24 protein-coding genes and 1 riboswitch are annotated in these 22,012 nt (G+C 45.6%); of the genes, 4 read left to right on the forward strand and 20 right to left on the reverse strand.

Annotated elements, in window-relative coordinates; genetic code table 11:
• Position 1 precedes the first annotated feature (1 nt).
• The 3 genes from ADU24_RS12715 to ADU24_RS12725 are packed head-to-tail and all read right to left on the reverse strand — an operon-like array spanning position 2 to position 3,151.
• Positions 2 to 583, reverse strand: coding sequence for a CPBP family intramembrane glutamic endopeptidase (locus tag ADU24_RS12715; protein ID WP_053366989.1), 582 nt, complete (start codon positions 581 to 583; stop codon positions 2 to 4).
• Positions 573 to 2,072, reverse strand: a complete 1,500-nt coding sequence (locus tag ADU24_RS12720; protein ID WP_053366990.1) for a RecQ family ATP-dependent DNA helicase — start codon at positions 2,070 to 2,072, stop codon at positions 573 to 575. Before ADU24_RS12720 ends, ADU24_RS12715 begins: the two co-directional genes overlap by 11 nt.
• Entirely contained in the window at positions 2,069 to 3,151 is a 1,083-nt protein-coding gene (locus ADU24_RS12725) for a helix-turn-helix domain-containing protein (protein WP_053366991.1), read from the reverse strand. Before ADU24_RS12725 ends, ADU24_RS12720 begins: the two co-directional genes overlap by 4 nt.
• A gap of 244 nt (positions 3,152 to 3,395) precedes the next feature.
• Here ADU24_RS12725 and ADU24_RS12730 point away from each other — a divergent pair, with 244 nt between their 5' ends.
• A complete protein-coding gene (locus ADU24_RS12730; RefSeq protein WP_053366992.1) occupies positions 3,396 to 3,644 on the forward strand; it encodes a ferredoxin in 249 nt (82 codons plus the stop codon).
• Positions 3,645 to 3,752: 108 nt separating this feature from the next.
• Here the strand turns inward: ADU24_RS12730 and ADU24_RS12735 are convergent, their stop codons facing one another.
• From ADU24_RS12735 to ADU24_RS12810, 16 genes are all read right to left on the reverse strand, one after another.
• Positions 3,753 to 4,325, reverse strand: coding sequence for an ECF transporter S component (locus ADU24_RS12735; protein WP_053366993.1), 573 nt, complete (start codon positions 4,323 to 4,325; stop codon positions 3,753 to 3,755).
• Positions 4,326 to 4,482: 157 nt separating this feature from the next.
• Positions 4,483 to 4,618: riboswitch (FMN riboswitch) on the reverse strand.
• A 134-nt stretch (positions 4,619 to 4,752) separates the two neighbouring features.
• Positions 4,753 to 5,541, reverse strand: coding sequence for a peptidoglycan DD-metalloendopeptidase family protein (locus ADU24_RS12740; RefSeq protein ID WP_082306901.1), 789 nt, complete (start codon positions 5,539 to 5,541; stop codon positions 4,753 to 4,755).
• Positions 5,542 to 5,764: 223 nt separating this feature from the next.
• Positions 5,765 to 6,961: a hypothetical protein gene (locus tag ADU24_RS12745; protein WP_053366994.1), complete on the reverse strand. Its 1,197-nt coding sequence runs from the start codon at positions 6,959 to 6,961 to the stop codon at positions 5,765 to 5,767.
• Entirely contained in the window at positions 6,936 to 7,508 is a 573-nt protein-coding gene (gene sigX, locus ADU24_RS12750; protein WP_082306902.1) for an RNA polymerase sigma factor SigX, read from the reverse strand. Before sigX ends, ADU24_RS12745 begins: the two co-directional genes overlap by 26 nt.
• Positions 7,509 to 7,726: 218 nt before the next feature.
• On the reverse strand, positions 7,727 to 9,505 hold the full coding sequence (locus ADU24_RS12755) for an ATP-binding protein (protein ID WP_053366996.1): 1,779 nt from the start codon (positions 9,503 to 9,505) through the stop codon (positions 7,727 to 7,729).
• Positions 9,502 to 10,233, reverse strand: coding sequence for a response regulator transcription factor (locus ADU24_RS12760; RefSeq protein WP_197277509.1), 732 nt, complete (start codon positions 10,231 to 10,233; stop codon positions 9,502 to 9,504). The genes ADU24_RS12755 and ADU24_RS12760 overlap by 4 nt, the downstream gene beginning before the upstream one ends.
• A 175-nt stretch (positions 10,234 to 10,408) precedes the next feature.
• Entirely contained in the window at positions 10,409 to 11,575 is a 1,167-nt protein-coding gene (ccsB, locus tag ADU24_RS12765; RefSeq protein WP_053366998.1) for a c-type cytochrome biogenesis protein CcsB, read from the reverse strand.
• Complete coding sequence (gene resB / locus ADU24_RS12770; RefSeq protein ID WP_053366999.1) at positions 11,568 to 13,211, reverse strand: cytochrome c biogenesis protein ResB; 1,644 nt, start codon at positions 13,209 to 13,211, stop codon at positions 11,568 to 11,570. The genes ccsB and resB overlap by 8 nt, the downstream gene beginning before the upstream one ends.
• A gap of 22 nt (positions 13,212 to 13,233) precedes the next feature.
• A complete protein-coding gene (gene resA, locus ADU24_RS12775) occupies positions 13,234 to 13,758 on the reverse strand; it encodes a thiol-disulfide oxidoreductase ResA (protein WP_053367000.1) in 525 nt (174 codons plus the stop codon).
• Positions 13,759 to 13,850: 92 nt separating this feature from the next.
• Positions 13,851 to 14,588: a 23S rRNA pseudouridine(2605) synthase RluB gene (gene rluB / locus ADU24_RS12780; protein WP_053367001.1), complete on the reverse strand. Its 738-nt coding sequence runs from the start codon at positions 14,586 to 14,588 to the stop codon at positions 13,851 to 13,853.
• Between the two features lie 201 nt (positions 14,589 to 14,789).
• Positions 14,790 to 15,317, reverse strand: coding sequence for a spore maturation protein (locus ADU24_RS12785; protein WP_053367002.1), 528 nt, complete (start codon positions 15,315 to 15,317; stop codon positions 14,790 to 14,792).
• 1 nt (position 15,318) lies between these two features.
• Positions 15,319 to 15,909, reverse strand: coding sequence for a nucleoside recognition domain-containing protein (locus tag ADU24_RS12790; protein WP_053367003.1), 591 nt, complete (start codon positions 15,907 to 15,909; stop codon positions 15,319 to 15,321).
• The gene (locus ADU24_RS12795; protein WP_053367004.1) at positions 15,902 to 17,053 is read right to left on the reverse strand and encodes a D-alanyl-D-alanine carboxypeptidase family protein; all 1,152 of its coding nucleotides are present in this window, start codon (positions 17,051 to 17,053) and stop codon (positions 15,902 to 15,904) included. Before ADU24_RS12795 ends, ADU24_RS12790 begins: the two co-directional genes overlap by 8 nt.
• A gap of 393 nt (positions 17,054 to 17,446) precedes the next feature.
• On the reverse strand, positions 17,447 to 17,986 hold the full coding sequence (locus ADU24_RS12800) for a hypothetical protein (RefSeq protein ID WP_331457043.1): 540 nt from the start codon (positions 17,984 to 17,986) through the stop codon (positions 17,447 to 17,449).
• Positions 17,983 to 18,558 (reverse strand): SMC-Scp complex subunit ScpB, encoded by a 576-nt coding sequence (gene scpB, locus ADU24_RS12805; protein WP_053367005.1) that lies wholly within the window; start codon positions 18,556 to 18,558, stop codon positions 17,983 to 17,985. The genes ADU24_RS12800 and scpB overlap by 4 nt, the downstream gene beginning before the upstream one ends.
• Positions 18,545 to 19,318 carry a segregation/condensation protein A gene (locus ADU24_RS12810; RefSeq protein WP_053367006.1) on the reverse strand — a complete coding sequence of 258 codons (774 nt, stop codon included), beginning with the start codon at positions 19,316 to 19,318 and terminating at the stop codon, positions 18,545 to 18,547. The genes scpB and ADU24_RS12810 overlap by 14 nt, the downstream gene beginning before the upstream one ends.
• 219 nt (positions 19,319 to 19,537) lie before the next feature.
• On the opposite strand from ADU24_RS12810, the gene ADU24_RS22605 reads away from it, so the two are divergent.
• On the forward strand, positions 19,538 to 19,633 hold the full coding sequence (locus tag ADU24_RS22605) for a YjcZ family sporulation protein (protein WP_082306903.1): 96 nt from the start codon (positions 19,538 to 19,540) through the stop codon (positions 19,631 to 19,633).
• 107 nt (positions 19,634 to 19,740) lie between these two features.
• On the forward strand, positions 19,741 to 20,271 hold the full coding sequence (locus tag ADU24_RS12815; RefSeq protein ID WP_053367007.1) for a DUF309 domain-containing protein: 531 nt from the start codon (positions 19,741 to 19,743) through the stop codon (positions 20,269 to 20,271).
• Here the strand turns inward: ADU24_RS12815 and ADU24_RS12820 are convergent.
• A complete protein-coding gene (locus ADU24_RS12820; RefSeq protein WP_053367008.1) occupies positions 20,268 to 20,636 on the reverse strand; it encodes a GNAT family N-acetyltransferase in 369 nt (122 codons plus the stop codon). The genes ADU24_RS12815 and ADU24_RS12820 overlap by 4 nt on opposite strands.
• Positions 20,637 to 21,066: 430 nt before the next feature.
• Between ADU24_RS12820 and ADU24_RS12825 the strand changes: the two genes are divergently transcribed.
• A complete protein-coding gene (locus tag ADU24_RS12825; RefSeq protein WP_197277574.1) occupies positions 21,067 to 21,933 on the forward strand; it encodes a DUF1002 domain-containing protein in 867 nt (288 codons plus the stop codon).
• Positions 21,934 to 22,012: the final 79 nt, after the last annotated feature.

Genomic DNA, 22,012 nt, shown 5'->3' on the forward strand with positions numbered 1-22,012 from the left:
CTTAACCTCCTTGTTTATTCCTGTTCTTCAACACAACCCCCAGGAGGAAATCAATTGTAAAATGCATGGCGACCGTGACAGCCAGATTTTCGGTCCAGCTGTAAAGTGACCCAATCAAAAAGCTGAGCGCCACTATATTTAAAAACAAGAACCAGTTAAATAGATAACGATAATGGATAATAGCAAAAATTATACTAGCAATAACCAGCCCTGTTTTTTCCTGAATGATTCCCCGGAACAGGATTTCTTCGCTTATTGCGACAATGGCCGCGATAAGCGCGATATGCGGTACACTTCTTCTTCTGAAAATCTTTTCATTCAGCCCTCCATCATCAAAATACGAGGAAGGAAGGGCCTTCATCAAAAGAACGTCAAGGATGACAACCGCAAGGCCAGCAGGTATCCCAACCTTCCAAATGGCCGGATCCTCCCAGTCAAACAATCCAATAATATGGCCTCTTTCAAAAAACATCCAACCCAAAACAGCGGAAATGGCAAGGAGAAGCGCTTGTGTCCCATATAAATGGAAAAGCAATTCCCGGTCGGTTAGCTGCCCTATTATTTGCCTTTGCCTATTCTTCATATTCTTCACCTAATAAAAGTTCGGACAGCCTTTCCTTCCAGGCTTTCGTTTTTCCCTCCAGACGAATGTCTCCCTCTCCCTTTCTGTATATGCCCATGTCGAGCCCGCAATTATCACAGCAATATGGCCGGCCCTGAATCAATTCAGGTTCCTGAAAATACCTTAAAAAGTAATTTCGAAGACAGCCTGGTGAGTCAATCCAATCGCGTATTTGGCGGATATATTCCATTTTCGCAGAATTCCTTCCTGTAATATATCTGGCCAGCTCTTCTTTTAGTTGCGGATATGGTACCTCATTCTCCCGGTCAAGGCAACCCGCAAGCCATCGCCATTGAGTGTCAGAAAGCCCCGCAGTGAAGGAAGCCTGCTCCATTTCCTTTAAGGTAGCAAGTTTTGACGATGTCCCACCTAGCGACGTAAAGAATATATCCAGTTGCCCTCTTGTTGGAAGCTCACTTTCGGCAAGAAAGTATTGAAGCTGTTCATCGCCTTCGGAATAAAGAAGGATTGCGGCGGAAGGCTTTCCATCCCTTCCAGCCCTGCCTATCTCCTGAAGATAGGATTCAATTTGCATAGGCATGTGGTAATGCATGACATAGCGGACATTTTCCTTGTCGATTCCCATACCGAACGCACTCGTCGCGCAAATCACATCAAGCTGCCCGTTAAGGAATTGCTGCTGGATCAATACTCGTTGTTCAATATCCATGCCGCCATGGTATGCCATCGCCCTTGCAAGTCCATTTTCCCTGAAATAGCCTGCAGTTTGTTCAGCGGCTTTTTTGCTGGAAAAATAGACGATTCCAGGCTGCTCTAATTCTTTCGCCCAGTATAGGGCCCTAGCGTTTTTTTCTACTGGGCTTTCGAGTTTTTCAATGTGGAACGAAATATTTGGCCGATCGATGCTCGTTTCAATTCTCGCGCACTGGCCAATCCCTAGGCTTTTGGCTATATCATCCCGTACTTCGGGAGTGGCTGTCGCTGTTAAGGCAAGGGTCAAGGGATTGCCCATGCTTTCACGGAAGCTTCCAAGCCTGAGATAATCCGGCCTGAAGTCATAGCCCCATTGCGAAATGCAATGTGCTTCATCAATCGCAAGCAGGAAGACGCGAATCTCTTTGAGCCTTTCGATAATATGGGGAAATCCAAGCATCTCCGGCGATAGAAAGATAAATTTATAACGATGGAGCGATGCTAAAGCATGCTTTTTTTCAACGGGCGATAAAAACGAATTCAACGCCACAACCCGCTTTTCCCCCCTCTTCATCATCTGTTCGACCTGGTCCTGCATAAGCGAAAGCAGCGGCGATACAATGACGACCGCTCCTTCGAATATGTAGCCCGGCAGCTGGAAACAAAGCGATTTGCCTGTGCCTGTCGGGAGCATGGCAAGCGTGTCAATGCCGTTTAACAGTGACATGACTACTTCTTTCTGTCCCGGACGAAATGAGGTAAATCCGAAATAACGATAAAGCGTTTGTTCAATCATTTTCCTTCACCTAGCTTTGCCAATACAAGCCGTATTTTAAAATAGGAGAGGCCTCCAGATAAGTCCCTTAATTCCTTAAGTTGCCGTGTGGATGCATGTTTTGCCAGGCTGATAATCTTATTCTGTTCTTCCGGCTCCACAAATGGGTCGATTGAAAAACCGTCGACGTTCAAGGCAATCTCGACAATATGGTCCTCGATTGTGCTTCTCTTTAATCCTCTGGCAGCCGCGATTGAATCAATTGACATCCCCTTATTTAAAAACTTGAGGGTTTGCCTTGATGTTAGCGTCAGCGGCGTACCGGCACCCTCTACCGATAGTAAATGGCGAAGGAGAGGAAATTCCCCTTTTTCCCCGCCCGCTTTTTTGCATATGTAATGGAGGATCGCAAGAAATTCCAAGTGAAAGCGGAACTCGTCCATTCCAAGCTCCATGGCGGCTTGTTGCGGGGTTAAGCCTGCCGATTGAAAGCCTGTCAGCCTCAGGACAAGGACGTCCGGGTTTATGTTTTCGTTTTCCCCGAGTACAGATGACAGCTCCCTATATAATACGCCGGGAAGCGCCTCTCTCTGTCCAAGCTCCATACCGCCAAGAAAACTTTTGATCCATAGCTGGGTGTGGCGTTTTTTTTGGACAGGAACATAGCGGGTCTCTTTCCTTGCGATATGGGAACACACCTGGACGAGGAGCGAGAGCCTTTCCCATAGATGCTGGGCTCCCAAATGGTATTTCCACCCCTGCAAATCAGGGGGAAGCGGGTTCATGGCCAGTTCCGCTTCAAGGCATTCTCCGCCTTTATCAGTAAGGATATATCGCTGGGCACACACCTCACGGATAAGACCCCGCCCATTCAGCCTTTGAATCGCATCCTCAATATGTTCCCTGGCCAAGTTACCATGCGCCATGAATAAAGCGGTAAGGGAAAACAAATGTGCATCCTGAATGGTTTGGGCGGATTTTTTACCTTTAAGCAAATGGTATATGGAATAAATCGTCCGTTCGCCTTTCAATTGGCCAAGGCAATATAGAATGGCCACATCGAAAAATAGGATGCCAGGCTTTTCGTCGACATTTTGCATCTTACTCACCATAATCCCGTTTTATTATTTTTCCACCGATGGCAGGTTCACTTCATTTTACCATGAAAGTGTGTCGGACATCGGCTGAATTTAGGGAATAATATCGAATGCCTCCGCTACTGATAAACATTATCAATGTAATATCTATTGAAAAGTTTCCAATTCTTTTTTACAATAGAAATGCAGTATGCGTTTCCAGATTATGAGTTAAATAATTGTTAAAACCAACGGGAGGGTTTTTTTCATGCCAAAGTATACGATTGTAGACAAAGAAACTTGCATCGCTTGCGGAGCCTGCGGCGCAGCGGCACCAGACATTTATGATTATGATGATGAGGGCATCGCGTATGTAACTCTGGATGACAACGAAGGTATCGTTGAAATTCCAGATGTGCTAATTGACGACATGATGGACGCTTTTGAAGGCTGCCCAACTGATTCCATTAAGGTGGCTGACGAACCATTTGACGGTAATCCAACAAAGTTCGAATAATGTTCACATTTACATATCCCTGCCATTCCGGTGGGGATTTTTTTATTTTTCCATTTTCCGAAGCAAAAAGACAGCGGCTTTTGCCGCTGCCTTATAAAAAAGATTCAATTAAACGGATGCCTGCCTGTTGATCCACACATTCATCCTTACATACAGCGGGATGAATAACAAAGATACAATGGCACCCTTCAGGATATTAAAGGGCAATATCGCCATGACAATGAGCTTTCGCGCTTCCGAATCCGCCATCGCCGGAGCGTTCAGGAACATCGTATAGGCTGGCAGGATAATGTAATAATTCAGGACGCTCATAAGAACCGCCATTGTGGCTGTTCCCGCAATAAGAGCGATTGACAAGCCCTTTTTTGTTTTAATCCTGTTATAGACAAAATAGGTTGGCAGGATGAAAAGGGCGCCTGCGAGAAAGTTCGCAATGTGGCCAACAGGTACCCCTGTCTGGCTCCCTGTCATGAAATAATCAAGCAGGTTTTTAATCAGCTCAACCAATATTCCCGCAACAGGGCCAAACGCCAATGCCGCGATTAATGCCGGAATGTCGCTGAAATCAATCAGCAGGAAATTCGGGAACAACGGCAGCGGGAAATTCAACAGCATAAGGATATACGATATACTGCTCAGCATCCCAATTGCCACCATAGCCTTCAAAGTCAGTTTCTTCATTTTCCTCTCTCCTTTTGTGTCCATCACCAAAGAAGAAAGATTCAGCATAAGCACCCCATTGCAAAGAAAACCCTCAAGCCCGGCAGCTTGAGGGAGACTTTTACAGAGGCATGCTTAATAAACGTTCAAAACACCATTTTTTGAACGCCGGCGGAACCTCCATCTTCTCCCATCCAGACTTTACTGTCGGCTTTGGAATCTCACCAAATCCTGCCGCAAAAAAGCAGCTCGCGGGCTAAAGCCAAAAGCTTATCACCGCCGGTCGGGAATTTCACCCAGCCCCGAAGATAGACATTATTTAGTTTACAAATATATTATACTAAAAACCCCCATTTTTTGAAATAGTATTGCCTGTGTTAAATTTGTGAACAACCGTGCGTTTTTTTCTTTTTGTAAAATATTAACTAAATAATCTTCCATTGGCAATTTAGTTAAGCGCGGCGCTCCCTTTGGGGAACGGTTCTGGCTCCCACTTTTGCAGCTTTAGCTCCTGTCCCGGAAAAATCGTAATCGTTTCAAGGCCATTTATTTCGATTAGCTCATACACTTCAATTCCTGAAGACATTGCAATATCCCAAAGTGTGTCCCCTTTTTTTACAATATGAATTGTTTTTACCTTATCTTCTGCCCCCATAACCGTTGTTTTGGGAGTTTGGACAACTTCAGCAGGCTTTCCGCTATTAAAACCCGCCGCTATAAAATCCCCCTCCTCAAAACGCCCCAATACCAGAACAGGATTGATTGCATTTTCCTTTTTAAACGTCCATTCGGATTGATGTATTTCAAAATGGAGATGGACGCCAGTTGAAAAACCGGTATTGCCCATAGTCCCTATTTTTTCGCCCTTTTTCACTTGCTCTCCCTCATCCGCCAACCTTTTGTCAAGATGGGCATAGACGGACACATAGCCATTAGGGTGCTCAATCAAAATAGCGTTTCCATATGTAGAGGATAGATATGATCTTATTACTTTCCCATCCATTGCCGCGATTACCGCCGATCCATGGCTCCCGGCAATATCAATTCCCTTATGGCGCCCGCTCCGGGTCCCGTACGTATCAGAAATGATGCCTTCAGCGGGCCAAATCCATTCCACTTTTTCCTTATTGGCAGTATTAAGTTCTTCTGCGTTTGCCTGCCTGCTGCCAAGAAACAATAAAGAAATACAAACCGCCATTATTCCAGCTATTAAAAACCTGACTATATATTCCTTCATGAAGTTTACCTCCTTATGCGTTTGCGTCCAAACCACATTATGCCTTTTTTTCCATTGTTAGAACCCCGAAGACACATTTGTTATAATTTGGAGCATGGATACTGGTTATGCATAAGCAGGTGATTTTCCAAAAATAAGCAAATGCTTCTGTGTGTACATGCAAGACTCCATCGCATTAAAAAGAACCCAAACAAAAAGCCTGCCGGGCCGGCAGGCTTTTCTATTATTGTATATGCATTTTATTTGGGCCAATCGGCACTTTGTTTTCGGAAGCTAAATTGAACGGCCCCAATTGCGGGATTGGCGCGTTTTCAATTTTTACTTGCTTGAATCCAAATTCCTTGGCAGCCATTAATATGGCCTCGAAAGAATGCTGGTTATCAGGGCTATTTTCTAATTCAACATGATTGGCCAGTGTCAAGGCAAGTGTTTCTCCATGTGGAACTGCTTCCTTTATATCCAGCGCCGGTGGGATGGATGCAAGGAAAACGCCATTCTCACTTCCAGTTTTCATCACATCGAGCGCTTTTGCCACATCAGGGTACTGCTCTAGCGATGGAACCAAGTAAGGCTGCCCGCGGCCTTCCTGGCGGACAAAGAAATACGCCCTGTTCTTCTTCCTATCGACGGGTTCATCGCTTATATCCCCTTTATGAGAGAGCGAAATTCCAGGCTTTCCATCCGTCCTGAATTTTATATTTGTAACCGTGCTGTTGGAAGATAGGTTTTCATCCAGCGACTCCATAAGTAAATATTCTGTAAGTGTACTCATTCCAAACTGGTGCCCGGTCGGCACATCGACTACGAGAGTATCCTCGCCCTCAAGAGAAAATTCGGCATCGAGCGGATAATAGTCGTTAAGGCCCCATTCCGTTTCCTTCAGGCTATTAACTGCTGTTTCAAAGCGATCGAGCCAGTTCTCTCCCTTTTCCTTAGGGACAGTGACACTGACAGGAACCAGGTAATTTACCCCCTTGTCAGGAACCCAAACTGTTACGGCAGCCTCGTCTTCGGCAACCTCTTCTTCATAAAGGGAAATTGCCGATTCCTTCGATTGTACCGTCGAAAGAATCCCGATGCCTTGATTTTCCCCGGCGCCTGCCTCAGGTCCCTTTTTGCTGGCTATGCCAGCTTGGTCTTTATTTACGGCAATTTCAGCAGAATCAGGAGCCCGCTTTCCTTCCAGGGCTACCTCTTTGCCCGGGTCCTTATTAAAAACTCCCGGGGAAAGGAGCAGGAATAGCACCAACGCGGCAGCCGCCGCGGCAAAACCTGGCATAACCACCGCTTTCCTGCGTTTTTGCTTTATTTTCATGGAAACATTTTGAAAAATGTCCCGCGGGTCGCGATTGTCAGTTACTTTGGGTAAAAATCTAATGCAGTCTTCTACCTGCTTATCGCTCCACCCTCGCTTGTTCATCCAAATACCCCTCCGTTTCAAAAAGCGATTCCATTTGGGCTTTCAAGACCTTGATGGCCCGGTGCTGCGTTGTTTTCACCTTGCTCTCGGTCCAACCCAATGCATTGGCTGTTTCCGTAATCGACAATTCGTGAAGGTACCTCATGATGATCACAGCCCTCTGGTCGACTGTGCAAACATCAAGGCTTTTGAACATTCCCTGGACTTCTTCCCTTTGCATGGCAATTTCATCCGGCAACGGCTGATTGTCCTTTACTTGTGCGGTCGACCAATCAAACTTATCAAGAAGCCTTTGTTTCCAGCCTTTCTGTTTGCGAAAATGGTCGATGGCAACGTTTCTGGCTATTGAGAAGAGCCATGTTTTCTCACTGCTCTTCCCCTCGAAGCGGGAATACGATTTTAAAACACGAATATACACTTCCTGTACCAAATCCTCTGCTTGTTCCTTACTGCGGACCATATAAAAAAGAAACTGGAAAACATCCTGGTGGTATTTTTTATAAAGTTCAGTAAAAACGGAGTCCATGCACGATTCCTCCCCGTTCATTGTTTTAGACGACATTCGATAAATAAAGTTACACCTTTTACTATAGTCTTTTTGGCAATAAAATGAAAGGAAAATATTACAAATATATTTCATTTCATTCAATTTGTTGACAAATAATTTTTACTGCTGATAAAGAGAAAAATGGCCCGCACCAATGCCGTGCGGGCCAATTGTTTCCCATGTAACAAGATTAAACGTCAAAATTCCCGGAATATTGCTTATTTTCGAGGAAGGAAGAATGTAAATGTCGTTCCGTGGCTAAGCTTGCTCTGGACGGAAATATGTCCTTTATGGGCTTCTATGATATTTTTAACAATGGCAAGTCCAAGGCCCGTTCCCGCGCGCCCGCGGGTCCTCGCTTTATCCGCCTTATAGAATCTCTCAAAAACAAATGGCAAGTCTTCTTCGGGAATGCCCGAACCCGAGTCGGCAACCTGAACCTGGAGGCCGCGGTCATCGCCCTGGACGACTACATCGACGATTCCATCCTTTGGCGTATGCCGTATGGCGTTGTCAATCAGATTCGTCAAGACCTGTTCAATCCTATCGGCGTCCATCGGAAAATAATAATCGGGATCATTCGTTCCATAGGTAAGGTGAATATCATTCTCCTTCGCAAGACCCTGGAATTTCCGAATGATTTTTCCAATGTATGAAGAAACATCGATTTCCTCAACCTGGAGTTGAATATTGCCTGCCTCAAGGCGTGAAAGATCAAGTAATTCGTTAACGAGCCTTCCCATCCTTAATGATTCGTCATAAATCACTTTCGCCATTTCCTTTTTCTCTTCTTCCGATCCTGCAATATCATCGACAATCGCTTCGCTATATCCTTGCAGCATGGAGATAGGCGTCCGCAGTTCGTGGGAGACATTCGCGATGAAATCCTTGCGGAGCTTATCAAGCTTCCGTTCCTCGGTCATATCCCTTACGACAGCTACCGCACCCCGGACAAACTTCGAGCTATACAGCGGGGTGACAAGGATGACCCAGTGCCTCCCCATCATTGATAATTCGCCGATTTGCTCTTCTTCCGTATCAACCGCCTGCTGAAACAGTTCCATGACTTTAGAAGGGATTTCTTCTGTCCCGGTGGCCACGGCCCCTTTATCGTAATACCAGTTTTGCAGGAAACGTTCGGCGGGTGGATTCGTAATCAAGATTGTCCCATCCCTGTTGAACGTAATGACCCCGTCGGCCATGGACCTAAGGATGCTGGCAAGCTGCTCTTTTTCCTGGTTGAGGGCGTTCATATTGAATTTCAGCTGGCGGGCCATCTGGTTGAATGCGGTAGCCAGTTCCCCGATTTCATCGTTTGTCAATATCGGTACTTTTGTATCGAATTTTCCCCTCGCAACCTCAAACGCTGCTTCCCTCATCTTCCTCAGCGGAGCAGTAATCCGTGTTGAAAGGAAGAAGGCGAAGATCGTTGTAAGGACAATCGCCACACCCGCGACAAGTAAGATGAATTTAGTTGTTGACCGCGTTGTTTCTTTTACAACATCGATTGATTGATAAATAAAAACCGCGCCTTTTTCCTTGCCCGAAATTTGCAAAGGAACCCCTATGATGGAATAAGTAGGCCCGTCCTTTTTGTCAACAAGGGAAAGTGTAGTAACCTTCCTTGCGGTTTTTCCTTCCTTAATAACCTTTGATAGTTCCGGATCATTGTAAATTCCGGAAAGGCTCAGCCTATTGTCAGGATCGGTATTGGGTGAATAATACACTTCATCCTGGTTTTTTATGATAACTGCCTTTGTATTATGATCGAGAATTTCCCAGGATATCTCGAGGCCGACGCTTATGTCGTCGTCCCGATGTTTGACCAGGACATGGGCAATCTTCTCGGCTGTATCAGTCATTTTTGTTCTTGTTTCCATAATGCTGTAGTTTTCGAAGAATTCCAGCAGCATGACTGTCAAGATAAACAGGACAAAGGAAACAAGCAAAAGGATGGTAAACCAGAGTTTACCGACTACACTTCTAAGAAGGATCATTCATTCACGACCTCGAACTTGTACCCCACTCCCCAAACTGTCACAATCATTCGGGCGGCCTGTTCGGATACTTTGTTTAGTTTTTCCCGCAGGCGCTTCACATGGGTATCAACTGTTCGGAGGTCACCAAAAAACTCATAATGCCAAACCTCTTTCAAAAGCTGCTCCCTATCAAAAACCTTATCCGGGGATTTTGCCAGGAAATAGAGCAGCTCATACTCTTTCGGGGTAAGGCTGACTTCCTTTCCGTCCGCAGTGACTCGATGGGCATCATTATCGATTGTAAGATGTGGAAAAACAATTACGTCCTTTGTAACCGTGTCTGTCGCCAGATAGCTCGTCTGTGACGAACGGCGAAGAAGCGCTTTAACCCTTAGGACCACTTCACGCGGGCTGAACGGCTTTACGATATAATCGTCCGTGCCGACTTCAAAGCCCTGGACGCGGTTTACTTCTTCTCCTTTTGCCGTCAGCATGATGACTGGCGTTGATTTTTTCTCCCTTAGGTCCCTGCATACCTCGATGCCGTCTTTTCCAGGCATCATCAAATCCAGCAGGATAACATCATAATCGTTTGCAAGTGCTTTCGCCAACGCTTCATTGCCATCTTCCGCTTCATCGATGAGAAAATCTTCACGCTCAAGATACATTTTCAACAGCCTGCGGATGCGTTCCTCATCATCAACAACCAAAATCTTAACGTCTTTTTCCACAATTAATCCCCCCATGCAAATAGTTTACAAAATAAGTTTGAAGATTGCTAACTTTTACAAGCCTCGGCATTTGCATGCGGGGCTTATTATAATGAATGGCTCGAGGGGCGAGGGGTTTGTAGTTCAAAGGTTCTTCTGCCCCTAAGCTAAAGCTTACTGAATTAATCCCGGTATGCGGCATTTGGGCCGTTTATGAACCTGCATACGAATGCAGTCCCGCTATAACAAGGTTGACCGCAATCAAATTAAACATGATGATGGCAAAACCAATTACCGCTAACCATGCGGATTTTTCTCCGTGCCACCCTTTTGAGAGCCTTAAATGAAGAAAAGCAGCGTAAAATAGCCACGTAATCAGCGCCCATACTTCCTTGGGATCCCATCCCCAAAACCTTGTCCAGGCAATCTGTGCCCAAATCATTGCAAAAACAAGGCCTCCGAGCGTAAACACGGGAAATCCAATGAGGACCGATCGGTAACTTACTTCGTCGAACAAATCCAGGTTGATTCCCCGGACAAGCGGCTGGAGCGCGGCTGAGATTCTCTTCCTGAGGAAAAGCCTAATGGCGCCGTATAAAATAGCTCCTCCCAAAAACGACCAAATCACTGTATTCAATTTCTTCGCGTTGATTATGGCAGGCATTTCTACAATCGGCTTAAACTTTCCTTCTGTCAAAAGTTCCCCTTCATGCGGGCCAACAAGGGCAGGGAGATGGTATTCCAAGACAGATTGCTTTCCTGACTTTTCCACCCAATTGAACTTCGCTTCGTAGCCAGCAGAGGCAAAACCTGTTGAAACGGCAATAAAGCCAATTACACAAACAATTGAAAACATAATGGATTCAAGCCAGAATGTCCGTTTACTCGAAACAGTCTGGTCAATGGCCTTCAGTAGATAGATAAGGCCGGCTCCAAAACTCACTGCCAGGATTGCTTCCCCGATGGCAACTGTGGTCACATGGATGTGGAGCCAATAACTTTTCAATGCAGGGATAAGCGGGCTTATATCCCTTGGGAACATGCTCGCGTATGCAATGACCATAAGCGCAATAAACATTGTGAAAAGTCCAAGTAAATTGGATTTATAAATAAAATAGATTAAAATGAAAGCGCCGACAAGAGCCATTCCAAAAAACGTTGTAAATTCAAACAGATTGCTGACCGGCGGATGCCCCGCGGCAATCCATCTTGTAATGAAATAGCCTAATTGGGCGAGGAACCCCGCAATCGCTGTTGAGATTGCAAGGAGTCCCCATTTGCTGTTTTTTGCCGTCTTAATTGAACCGCCGAATAGCAGCGTGGCTATCAGGTATAAAATAAATGCTATGAATAGCAAATTACTGCTTATTTCAACCAAGTTCCGCCTCTCCTTCCGGTTTGCTCTCCTGAAGCTGGTCTTCAGGAATCTTTATTGTTGTGCCTGCAAGGACCGTGTCTATTTCACGCTTAAGCCCATGCCAGTTTTTATTCGTATGGGCGGAAACCCAAATATCCCCATCCCGTTTCTGTATCCAAATCCTCCGGTGGTTCCAGTAGGATCCCTGGACAACTCCAATCATGAAAATAAGGCCTCCAAGCGCGATCAGCCAAAGGGTCCTGTCCTTCCTGACTGTCAGGGCGGACACATTCTTCGTTTCGACTGCCTTGAATTGCATTTTATACTTATTGCTTCCTTCAGGCTCAATCGTTTGTCTGATTGCCGCAAAGCTGACTTCGCCTTCCGGTTTATCCGGTGTAATCATTTTAAACACAAACGCAGGATTATTCGGAATCCTTGATTTCGTGTCCGGTTCCCCGTCCTCCCCAAATTCGAAATCAGGGTAATAGCCTAGGAGGCGGACTTTGTAACCATTCCCAAGCTCATAGTTTTTTTGTGGTTCATACAAATCTATCTTTATGTCACCAAAAGCTTTTCCTGTTTCTTTTTCCGTTAGGGAGAAAGTCATCGTATTCAGTTCATCCAGCTTGTAATCTACCTGGTAAAGGGCAAACCCTTCGAATTTCAAAGGTTCATTGACTCGAATTTCAGAGTCTTTCACTCTTATAAGCTTTGGCTTTTCACCGGGCAGCGAATCGGACGATTTTTTGTACAGCACCACATTGGATTGGTACGTCTTCGCAACAGTCCCCGCCCTTTCAAGCGCCTCCCTGAAAACCGGGTCGTCCTTTTCTTTGTCGTATACTTCAAGGATGAATTTATTGTTCTGGAGGTAATATTCATTTTCAGTACCCGGTATTGCCTTCGTTTCCCCTTCACGGATCCAAAGGACTTTATCAATGTACATTCCCGGGACAAAGCGGAGCATTCCGCCAATCAGGAAAATAATCAGCCCAACATGATTCACATAAGGGCCCCATCTGGAAAACCGGCCTTTTTCGGCAAGAAGGTTCCCGCCATCTTCCCGGACCTTGTAATTTTTCGATTCAAGGTTATTCTTCACTGTTTCAATAACCGCATCGCCCGCAACATTTTCAGTAATCCCGAATACCCGTTGTTTTTTTAAAAAACCGTCATTCCGGATTACCCTTTGCGCCTTCAAAGCCCTGTACAGCGGGATAACCCTGTCAAGGCTGCAAATGACAAGCGAGATGCCAATCATCGCAATCAGGATGAGGTACCACCACGAACTGTACATATTATGGAAGCCAAGTGCATAATAAATCTTCCCTGCCCAGCCATACTGGTCCGCATAATACTCTGCCGCGGGCATAACAGGAGGTATGTACATTTCCTGCGGCAGGATTGTCCCGATTGCCGATGCAACCAGGGTGATGACAATGAGCCATACCCCCACCTTTACAGAAGAAAAAAAGTTCCAAATCTTATCAACGATTGTTTTGTTGTAAGTCTGCGAGCGCCGGGAGCTTCCTTCATAGCGCATGTCATGCAGCTTTTCAGCAGCTGCGGATTCATCAAGCGCCTTTCCGCAAGCCTCGCACAGCACCGTGCCATGGGGATTCACATGGCCGCACTCACACTTGACATCCTTCATTTTAAAAACTCCCTATATTCTTTTAAGGTTCGATGCTTTCCATAAATTGTTTGATTGTATGCTCCGTCAGCTGGCCAGTATGATATTTAACAATCTTTCCTTCCTTATCCACAAGGAACGTAGCCGGAAGCTGGCCAACCCCGTAAGTGTTCATAACCTGGCTGTCTTTGTCGAGGAGAATCGGGAATGTAAGGCCGTACTTTTCCGAAAAGCTGCTAACAGCTACATTCGATTCGCTAATATTGACAGCAAGCACCTGTACCCCTTTGTCTTTAAACTGTTTGTATTGGTTGTTGATATAGGGCATTTCCTCTTCACATGGCTTGCACCATGTTCCCCAGAAATTCAGGAATACCCCCTGCCCTTTATAGTCTGACAGCTTGTGTTTATTGCCTTCTAGATCTGTTAGGACAAAATTCGGGGCTATGTCACCAGCTTTTGCCCTCGCTCGCTCTTCTTTTGTAAAATTCGCGTAGAGCGTGTAGGCTACGGCTGCGACCAAAAGCACCAGAATGGCTGTCCTTATTGCCAACCGCCGTTTTTTCATTGCGTTTCCCCCAAAAAATAATCAATGTTCTGCTAAATTATATCACTTTTCAACATGACCACTGTGTAAACGTTTTAGAAATTGTGACAGATTTATGAATTCTTTCTGCCCGCTTGCATGGCAAGTGCCCGGAGCTGCTTTACCTCATGAGGAGTCAACTCGCGCATTTCACCAGCTTTCAAGCCTCCAAGTGTCAGGAATGCATACCGTTCACGCTTCAGCTTGGCAACGGGATGTCCGATAGCTTCAAACATCCGCCTTACCTGCCTGTTCCTGCCTTCATGAATGGCAATCTCAATGATGGCGGTTTGTTTCTTTTTATCGCTCGAAAGCATTTTTACTTTGGCAGGCGCGGTTTTCCCATCCTCCAGCTTAATTCCTTTTTCAAGCTTCCTTAAAGCTTCCCTTTGAGGGATGCCTTCTGTCTTTGCCACATACACCTTATCAATCTCACTCCTCGGATGCATGAGCAAATTCGCAAAATCGCCGTCATTCGTCAGGAGCAGGAGGCCCGAAGTATCATAATCCAGCCGCCCAATCGGAAAAATCCTTTCTTTAATATCGGGAAAAAAGTCTGTTACAGCCTTCCTGCCCTTTTCGTCCTTGACCGTCGAGATGACTCCGCGCGGTTTATAAAATAGGAAATAAACAGGTTCTTCACGCTGGATCTGAACCTCTTCCACTTCCACCCTGTCTGATGGAGATACTTTTACTCCGAGCTCTGTAATGACCTTGCCATTAACCTTTACTTTACCTCCCTTGATCAAGTCTTCCGCTTTCCTTCTCGAAGCGATTCCCGCCCGGGCGATAACTTTTTGCAACCGTTCCATCTATGCCACCTCAATAAATTCCTATTTAATTATAGTGAAATTGTTTTCTAATGAATTATGACACAATTCCTCCTGATTTCAAAGTCTGAAAACCTTTTTCCGGAAGCAGCGCCATAAACCTTGGACAATGGGAAATACGAAATGCAAAACCCGCCTGTAGAATTGCAGGCGGGCAAAGGATGGTTCTTTGCGTGATATTTTTCAAAAAACAAGAAGGGCGACAAAGATTGCAACGAGGATGCCAACAACATCAGCAAGCAATCCGACCTTCAATGCATCGCCCATTTTCCTGATTCCAACCGAGCCAAAATAAACTGTAAGGACATAAAAGGTTGTGTCCGTGCTCCCCTGGAGGATTGAGGCTAGGCGGCCTGGGAACGAGTCTGGGCCGTACGTGGCAATAAGGTCGCTCGTCATCCCAAGCGCCGCAGTACCTGAAATCGGGCGAATAAGGGCGAGCGGGACAATTTCCGGCGGGAGGCCCATATTCGAAAGCCATGGCCTGATCCAGCCAGTCAATGCATCCAGTGCCCCAGATGCCCTGAAAATTGATACTGCGACCAACATGCCGACAAGGAAAGGAATAATGGACACAGCAATTTTGATCCCTTCCTTCCCTCCGTCAACAAAGCTTTCATAGGTTGGCACTTGCTTAAGAGTTCCGATAATCAGGATGGCAGCAATTGTCAAAGGGATAAACCAAAGTGAAATATTTGCGATAGCTCCCATCTCATCCCCCTTTACGGCTTCTTCGCCAATAAAAATACCGGTCTATCAGGATAGCGGCAATCGCCGAGAGTATGGTAGTGATCAAGGTGGGAACGACGATTTCCGCCGGGGAAGCCGAATTGTAATTTAATCGGATGGCGATTACGGTCGTCGGCAAAATGGTTACGCTCGCGGTATTAATTGCGAGGAACGTAACCATCGAGCGGCTCGCCGTATCTTTTCTATTGTTCAAGGTTTGCATTTGTTCCATCGCCTTTAGGCCAAGGGGGGTGGCGGCGTTTCCAAGGCCAAACATGTTGGCAATGATGTTTGAGAGGATATATCCCATGGCGGGGKGGTTGGCCGGCACCTCCGGAAAAAGAGGCCTGATAATCGGCTTGAAAATTTTGGCCAGCCATTTCAAAATACCGGCTTCCTCCGCAATTTTCATCATCCCAAGCCAAAAGACAAGAATGCTCACGAGGCCAATGCAAAGAGTTACGGCGTCTTTCGCCCCCTTGAATATTGCCTGGTTTACTTCATGCATCGTTCCATTGAACATCGCAAACACGATTCCAATCAAGGTTAAGATAACCCATATATAATTAACCATTGCTTTTTAAACCCATTACTTTAACCATCATTTGCTTGAAGCCGAAGAGATATCCGGTTTTATTTTTCTCATGGGGCTTAAAAAGGACTGAAACGGTTTTGATCGCCCTTCCATCCAGGTAAATGATTGCTTTACCGGCTTCGGCTACCCCATTGGCTGCTTCTCCGGGGAATTTCCCCCTTTTTGGGTGTTTCAGCTTGTATTCAACTGAGAATTTGCCGATTTCCTTTTCCGTGGAAGGGTATAGAACAGGATTTCTTATATAGATGTCGCCATTTTTGTATGGCTCTTTTTCCAACCGGATGTTTCCTTCAGGCAGAACCTCTGCCATATCATAGGTCGCGAACCCGGATTCGAACATGCCAATATGGTCATTCCAATCGTCCGGTGCGTTAAGGGTAACGGCTATCAGTTCCATGTCCCCTTTTTTGGCCGTTGTCACAAGCGTCCTTTTCGCCCGTTTCGTATACCCGGTCTTCCCGCCGGTACAGTAGGAGTACATGGAAAGGAGACGGTTTTTATTCCTCCACTCCCTATCCCAGGCTTCTTCCGGATTCGGCGCCCGGTGGACCTTAGTCCCGGAAATCTTCCGGAACACCTCATTATTCATAGCATACCTGGTCAGCAAAGCCATATCATACGCCGTTGAAAAATGGTTTTCTTTGTTGTCAAGCCCATGCGGATTGGAAAAGACAGTATTGTACATACCTATTTCCGCCGCTTTCTGATTCATTAAAAAAGCAAACCCCTCTTCGCTTCCCCCGACAAATTCGGCAATCGCGGCGGCCGAGTCATTCCCGGACCGGAGCATAAGTCCATAAACAAGGTCTTCAAGTGTTATTCTTTCCCCTGGCTTCAAGTAAATCGACGACCCCTCGGTCCGGACCGCCCGCTCACTGACCTTGACATAACGGTCCAACTTACCTGACTCTATCGCCAGGATTGCGGTCATGATTTTCGTTATGCTTGCAATCCTCATTGGAGTATGGGGCTGCTTTTCGAATAAAACACGGCCGGTTTTTTGTTCCATTAATACGGCAGCTTGTCCACTAACCGAAAATGCCGCTACAGGGCGCAATGGAATAATGCCTAGAATGAGGATAAAGAGAAGAAAGATGATGGCTGGTCGTTTCACTATTTTCATTGCGGGTTCGCACTCCTACTTGTATTTGTACAAGTTTATGCCGGTCGCTGGCCATTATGACCAACAACACGATGAGGAGGGCAGTTTTAGTAAAACAACTTGTGACAACCATTCGGGTCACCAAATCTTCTTTTAACGCCCGAAGGAACCCTTGACCACCACTGTTCAAATCATAACAGCGTATATTTTTGGTTTCCCTCTGGCAATTCGCCAACGCTATTTTTCACCTTTTGGATGATGGACGATTCAACACCACTCTCAACCGGCGACCAAAAGCAACGATAAAACAAGCATTGCTTTTTTGCTAGCATGTCTCCGGAGACAACAAAAACAGGGTTTCCCCTGTTTTTTGTCTTGATAGTTTAAAATCTTTTACTCATTTATGACTCGCCCTTAATTATGCTCGAGAACAAAATCAAGTGGGGAAGTGAGGTCATAACTTCCCTTGGATTCAAGTGATTCAAAAATCCCCTGCACCTTTGAGTAGTCAATTCCCTTGAAATAGGAAGCAAACTCCTTTTGTGTGTGAAGGTATAGCCTTTTACGGTTTCGCAGGCCCGGATTTTTAATCATGCAGACAAGTGCGACCAAATCTTTAAAGAAAATTTCTTTCCCTCCCGCCTTAAATAGGGGGTCGTGTTCAAACGGCACAAATTCGGCAAATTTTTCATCAAAATAACGAAGGTAAAGCACATGGAGCGTTTTTTCCTTGCCTTCATCACTATATGTAAGTTCGCTTCTGTTAAAAAAATCCTCGGAAGTATTCGACTTTTCTTTTTCAAGTTCGTATCCAATGCTCTTTTTAATCATCATGACGGCTTCCCTCTCCTTATCATCAATCATAGTTACATAGTAGCATATTCCATTGGCAAGTACCGCTTCCTCATGGCTTCCTAGAAGGGAATGAAGCGAGGGATACGTCCCCTGCTTCACTCTTGGAATTTCCCGAAAAACAGGTCGGCTTCTTCCTGGATGAATTCATCTTCATTTTTGTCGGGTAGTGGCGGAAGTTCATCGATGCTTTTCAGGCCAAAGTAATCAAGAAACTCTTTCGTTGTCCCATACAGGTAGGGGCGCCCTGAACCTTCAGCCCGGCCAGCTTCTTTAATAAGAGCTTTCGACATCAATGTTTGAAGGGGCCTTTCTGTTTTTACCCCTCGTATTTCTTCTATTTCCGCCCTTGTAATCGGCTGTTTGTAGGCAATAATGGCAAGAGTTTCGAGCGCTGCCTGCGAAAGGCTAGCTGAACCCGGTGCTTCCACCAGTTTCTTCAAGTATGGTGCATTTTCTTTTTTTGTGCCAAGCTGGACCGTGCCAGCCAAAAGGATGACRACTAAGCCGCGCCCCGGATCATTTTCAAAGTTCTCCTTCAGTTCGTCGATTATTTTTGCCGCCCTCTCTTCGTCCACTTCCAGGACTTCGGCAATCTGCTTGATGGAAAGGCCTTCATCCCCCGCGGCGAATAGAAGGCTCTCTAGAATGCTATGGTAATTAATAATATCCAACTGCCGCTGCTCCTTTCCGTGCTGGTATGATTTGAATCCCACCGAAGTTTTCGGCCTGTTCGGCAAGGATTTCGTTCCGTTTCATTAGTTCAAGCACCGCAAGGAACGTCACGACGATATACTCTTTTTCCGATGAAGGAAACAAATCATAGAAATCGACTGCCTCTGCCTTGCTGCTCAGCAAGGCAAGGATATCATCCATCCTTTTTTCAATAGAGATTTCCTGCCGGGTAATTTTGGTTGCAAGCGGTTTTTGCAGGCGTTTTCTACGCATAAGTTTCTGGAATGCAGCGAGCATGTCATAAAGAGAAACGGAGGGAGCGAGCGCACGCTGTGTGGCTGCCTCCTTTTGGTATTCGGAAAGGTCGCTCGGCGCTTTCGTGTAAATCAGGCTCCGTTCTTCCTCAAATCCCTTTAATTCGAGTGCCGCTTCCTTGAACTTTTTATATTCAATCAGCCTTTCGACGAGTTCGTTTCGCGGATCTTCTTCAAAACCGGTTTCATCGCCCTCATCAAACAGCTCCTCTTCCTGTTTTGGAAGCAGCATTTTGCTTTTGATTGCCAAAAGCGTCGCGGCCATGACAAGGTATTCGCTTGCAAGGTCGAGTTTCAGCTCTTTCATTGTGTGGATGTAAAGCAGGTATTGCTCGGTAATCCGGGCGACCGGGATGTCGTATATATCAATCTCAAGCGTATTGATTAAATGGAGCAGCAAATCGAGCGGCCCCTCGAATGTATCGAGCTTCACATTATAATGCATAAATTTTCACCAAAGTTCTGTTGTATGTATTTAGTTTAGACTATTACTAGTATAGTGGATTAAAATGTGTTATTCCAACAAGAATTTAATGCAACTGCCCGGAGAGGGTAGATTTTGGCGGAATTGGAAAAACAATTATCATGTTTTGCGCCCAGACACACAGCTTGGCTCATTCATAGCATGTATGGAAAAGATACAAAACCAATAGGAGGTTATAATATGGGAGATGGAGTTCGCTGTGGTTTCGGGGCAGGTTTTGCTTTAATTGTTGTCCTTTTCATCCTGCTAGTCATCGTAGGTGCAGCCTGGTATTAACCAATGGACGATTCTTTCGCATAAGAGCCCGCAATTGCCTTGCGGGCTCTTTGCCGTCCCTTTGTGATAAACTGTTTGTAGACCAAGCAAACTTCGGGAGGAATGGCATGTATCCGGATGCATTTATCAACTATTTGGCGCATTTCCATGGCGACCGTGATTACTTTGAATGCCATGAACTATTGGAGGACTATTGGAAAGAGCAAGACAAAGGAAACAAGGACTCCATTTGGGTGGGCTTCATCCAGCTCGCTGTGGGCTGTTACCATTATCGAAGGGGCAATACGGCCGGCGCTTTGCGCACACTTCAAAAAGCGAGGACAATTTTAAGCGGCAAGGATTCGACCCTTGATACACTTGGAATTGATGGCAAAAAATTAATTTTGCGATTAGACGAGCTGATTTTAAGGGTAAAGGATGGAAAAGAGTACAATGGGATCATTATTCCAATCAAGGACGGCAAACTTGAGGAGCAGTGCATCGAGGCTTGCCGCCTAATGGGGGCTGAATGGTGCAGGGATGGAGGTTTGCCTCCCGGGAGTATAATTGACCGCCACAAGGTCCGTGACCGGTCCCAGGTCATTTTGGAAAGGAAAAAGGCACTTGAACGGAGAAAACAAAACGCAGGAAGTGATTAACCTTCACTTCCCGCGCTTTCACTTTGTGAGCACTTCTCCAAAAACGGAGCGGTCAATTCGTTCGCCTCGATTGTTTTGTCCGGAAACATTTCCCGGATGCCCTCAATCATGGCACGCCCAATTCCCTGGCAACGATGGGATGGGTTAACGGAAATATGCTGGATTTCGGCCGTATCATCACTTGTATGGACAATGCCGATCAGTCCGGTGATGTCTTCCTCCTTCCAGAGGAAAAGCTGCCAGCCTTCTTCAGTTTCGTATTGTTTCATGGATTGCTGCAATTTCTTAATATCTTTTTCGCCAGGCATGAAAGACATTAGTCCCATTGCTATCTTTTCAAACTGTTTTTTATAGCGTATTAACATTTTGATCCCTCATTATAGTTATAGGCCTTTCCTGTAACCATGTTTTTTGGATTGGATGGTTTTTGATTAGTATATGTTTATTGTCCCCCGAAGTTACGCTATCGTTAATCATACATAATTTCGCGGACCGGGGCAACTAGGGACAAGGCAAGTGGTGGCCGGGCAATGTTTTTCAAACAAAAGGCCATGAAATAAAGATCCAGTAAATGATCCCCCAAACGAAGGCGAAGGCTATTAGAACGAGCAGGAGCACCAAGTTGTTTTTATACGGCATTGGTCCCACCTCCAATAAAAATGGATGCCAATGCCAACCATTCTACACTATAATAAGATTTTTATCCATACCCCTTGCCCGCAGGAAGTTTCGGTCTAGGTTTCTAACCATCACTGCCTTGGCTACGGGGAAAATTTATACCACCTTTTGGAGGGAATTATGAAAAAGATTTTTTGTATTCTGGCGGCAGTTTGCATTTTTGCAATGCCGTTCACTGTTTCGGCGGATTTGGCCGAAGGAGATATGATTGTGACATTGGGCGAAAACCTGTCTGATGTGCAAAAAGAAGCACTTTTAAAAGAAATGGGCGCTCCCGGGGATGTCCAGGTAGTTACGGTATCAAATAAGGAAGAGCATCAATACTTGGGGAAATACGTGCCAAAAGCAATGATCGGCACGAGGGCGATTTCCTCTTCCGCCATTACGATGAAAAAGAAGGATACAGGCCTTACCGTCACAACAAAAAACATTACATGGGTAACGGATGAAATGTACCTGAATGCCCTCATGACAGCGGGGGTTAAAGACGCCAGCATCTATATTACTGCCCCGGTTGCCGTTTCCGGAACAGCGGCCCTTACAGGCATCATTAAGGCGTATGAAATTTCCGCAGACGAAACAATCCCTGAAGAAATAAAACAGGCGGCGAACCAGGAAATGGTCGAAACCGCTAAGCTTGGCGATTCAATCGGCAAGGAAAATGCATCAGCGCTGATCGCGAAGGTAAAGGAAGAAATTGCAAAAGAAAAACCGAAGGACGAAGAGGAACTTAAAGCATTGATTCAACAACAGGCCAAGGAGCTTAAAGTTGATTTAACAAGCGAAGAGCTCCAGTCACTGACCGCCCTTTTCAAAAAGCTCCAGGACTTGAACATTGACTGGGGACAGGTCGGGGATCAGCTGAACATGGCGAAGGACAAATTTTCAAAATTCCTTGATTCTGAAGAAGGGAAAGGGATTTTGGCAAATCTGAAGAAGTTTTTCAAAAGTATCGCGGATGCCATCCGCTCTTTTTTCGAGTAAGTAAAGCAATAGATTACGTTATTGATTGAATGAAATTTTGCTATTCTTAGGCTCGTCCAGTTGGATACTTTTTATCAAA

It is taken from the genome of Bacillus sp. FJAT-27245 (assembly GCF_001273955.1).
Classification (GTDB): Bacteria; Bacillota; Bacilli; order Bacillales; family Cytobacillaceae; genus Bacillus_D.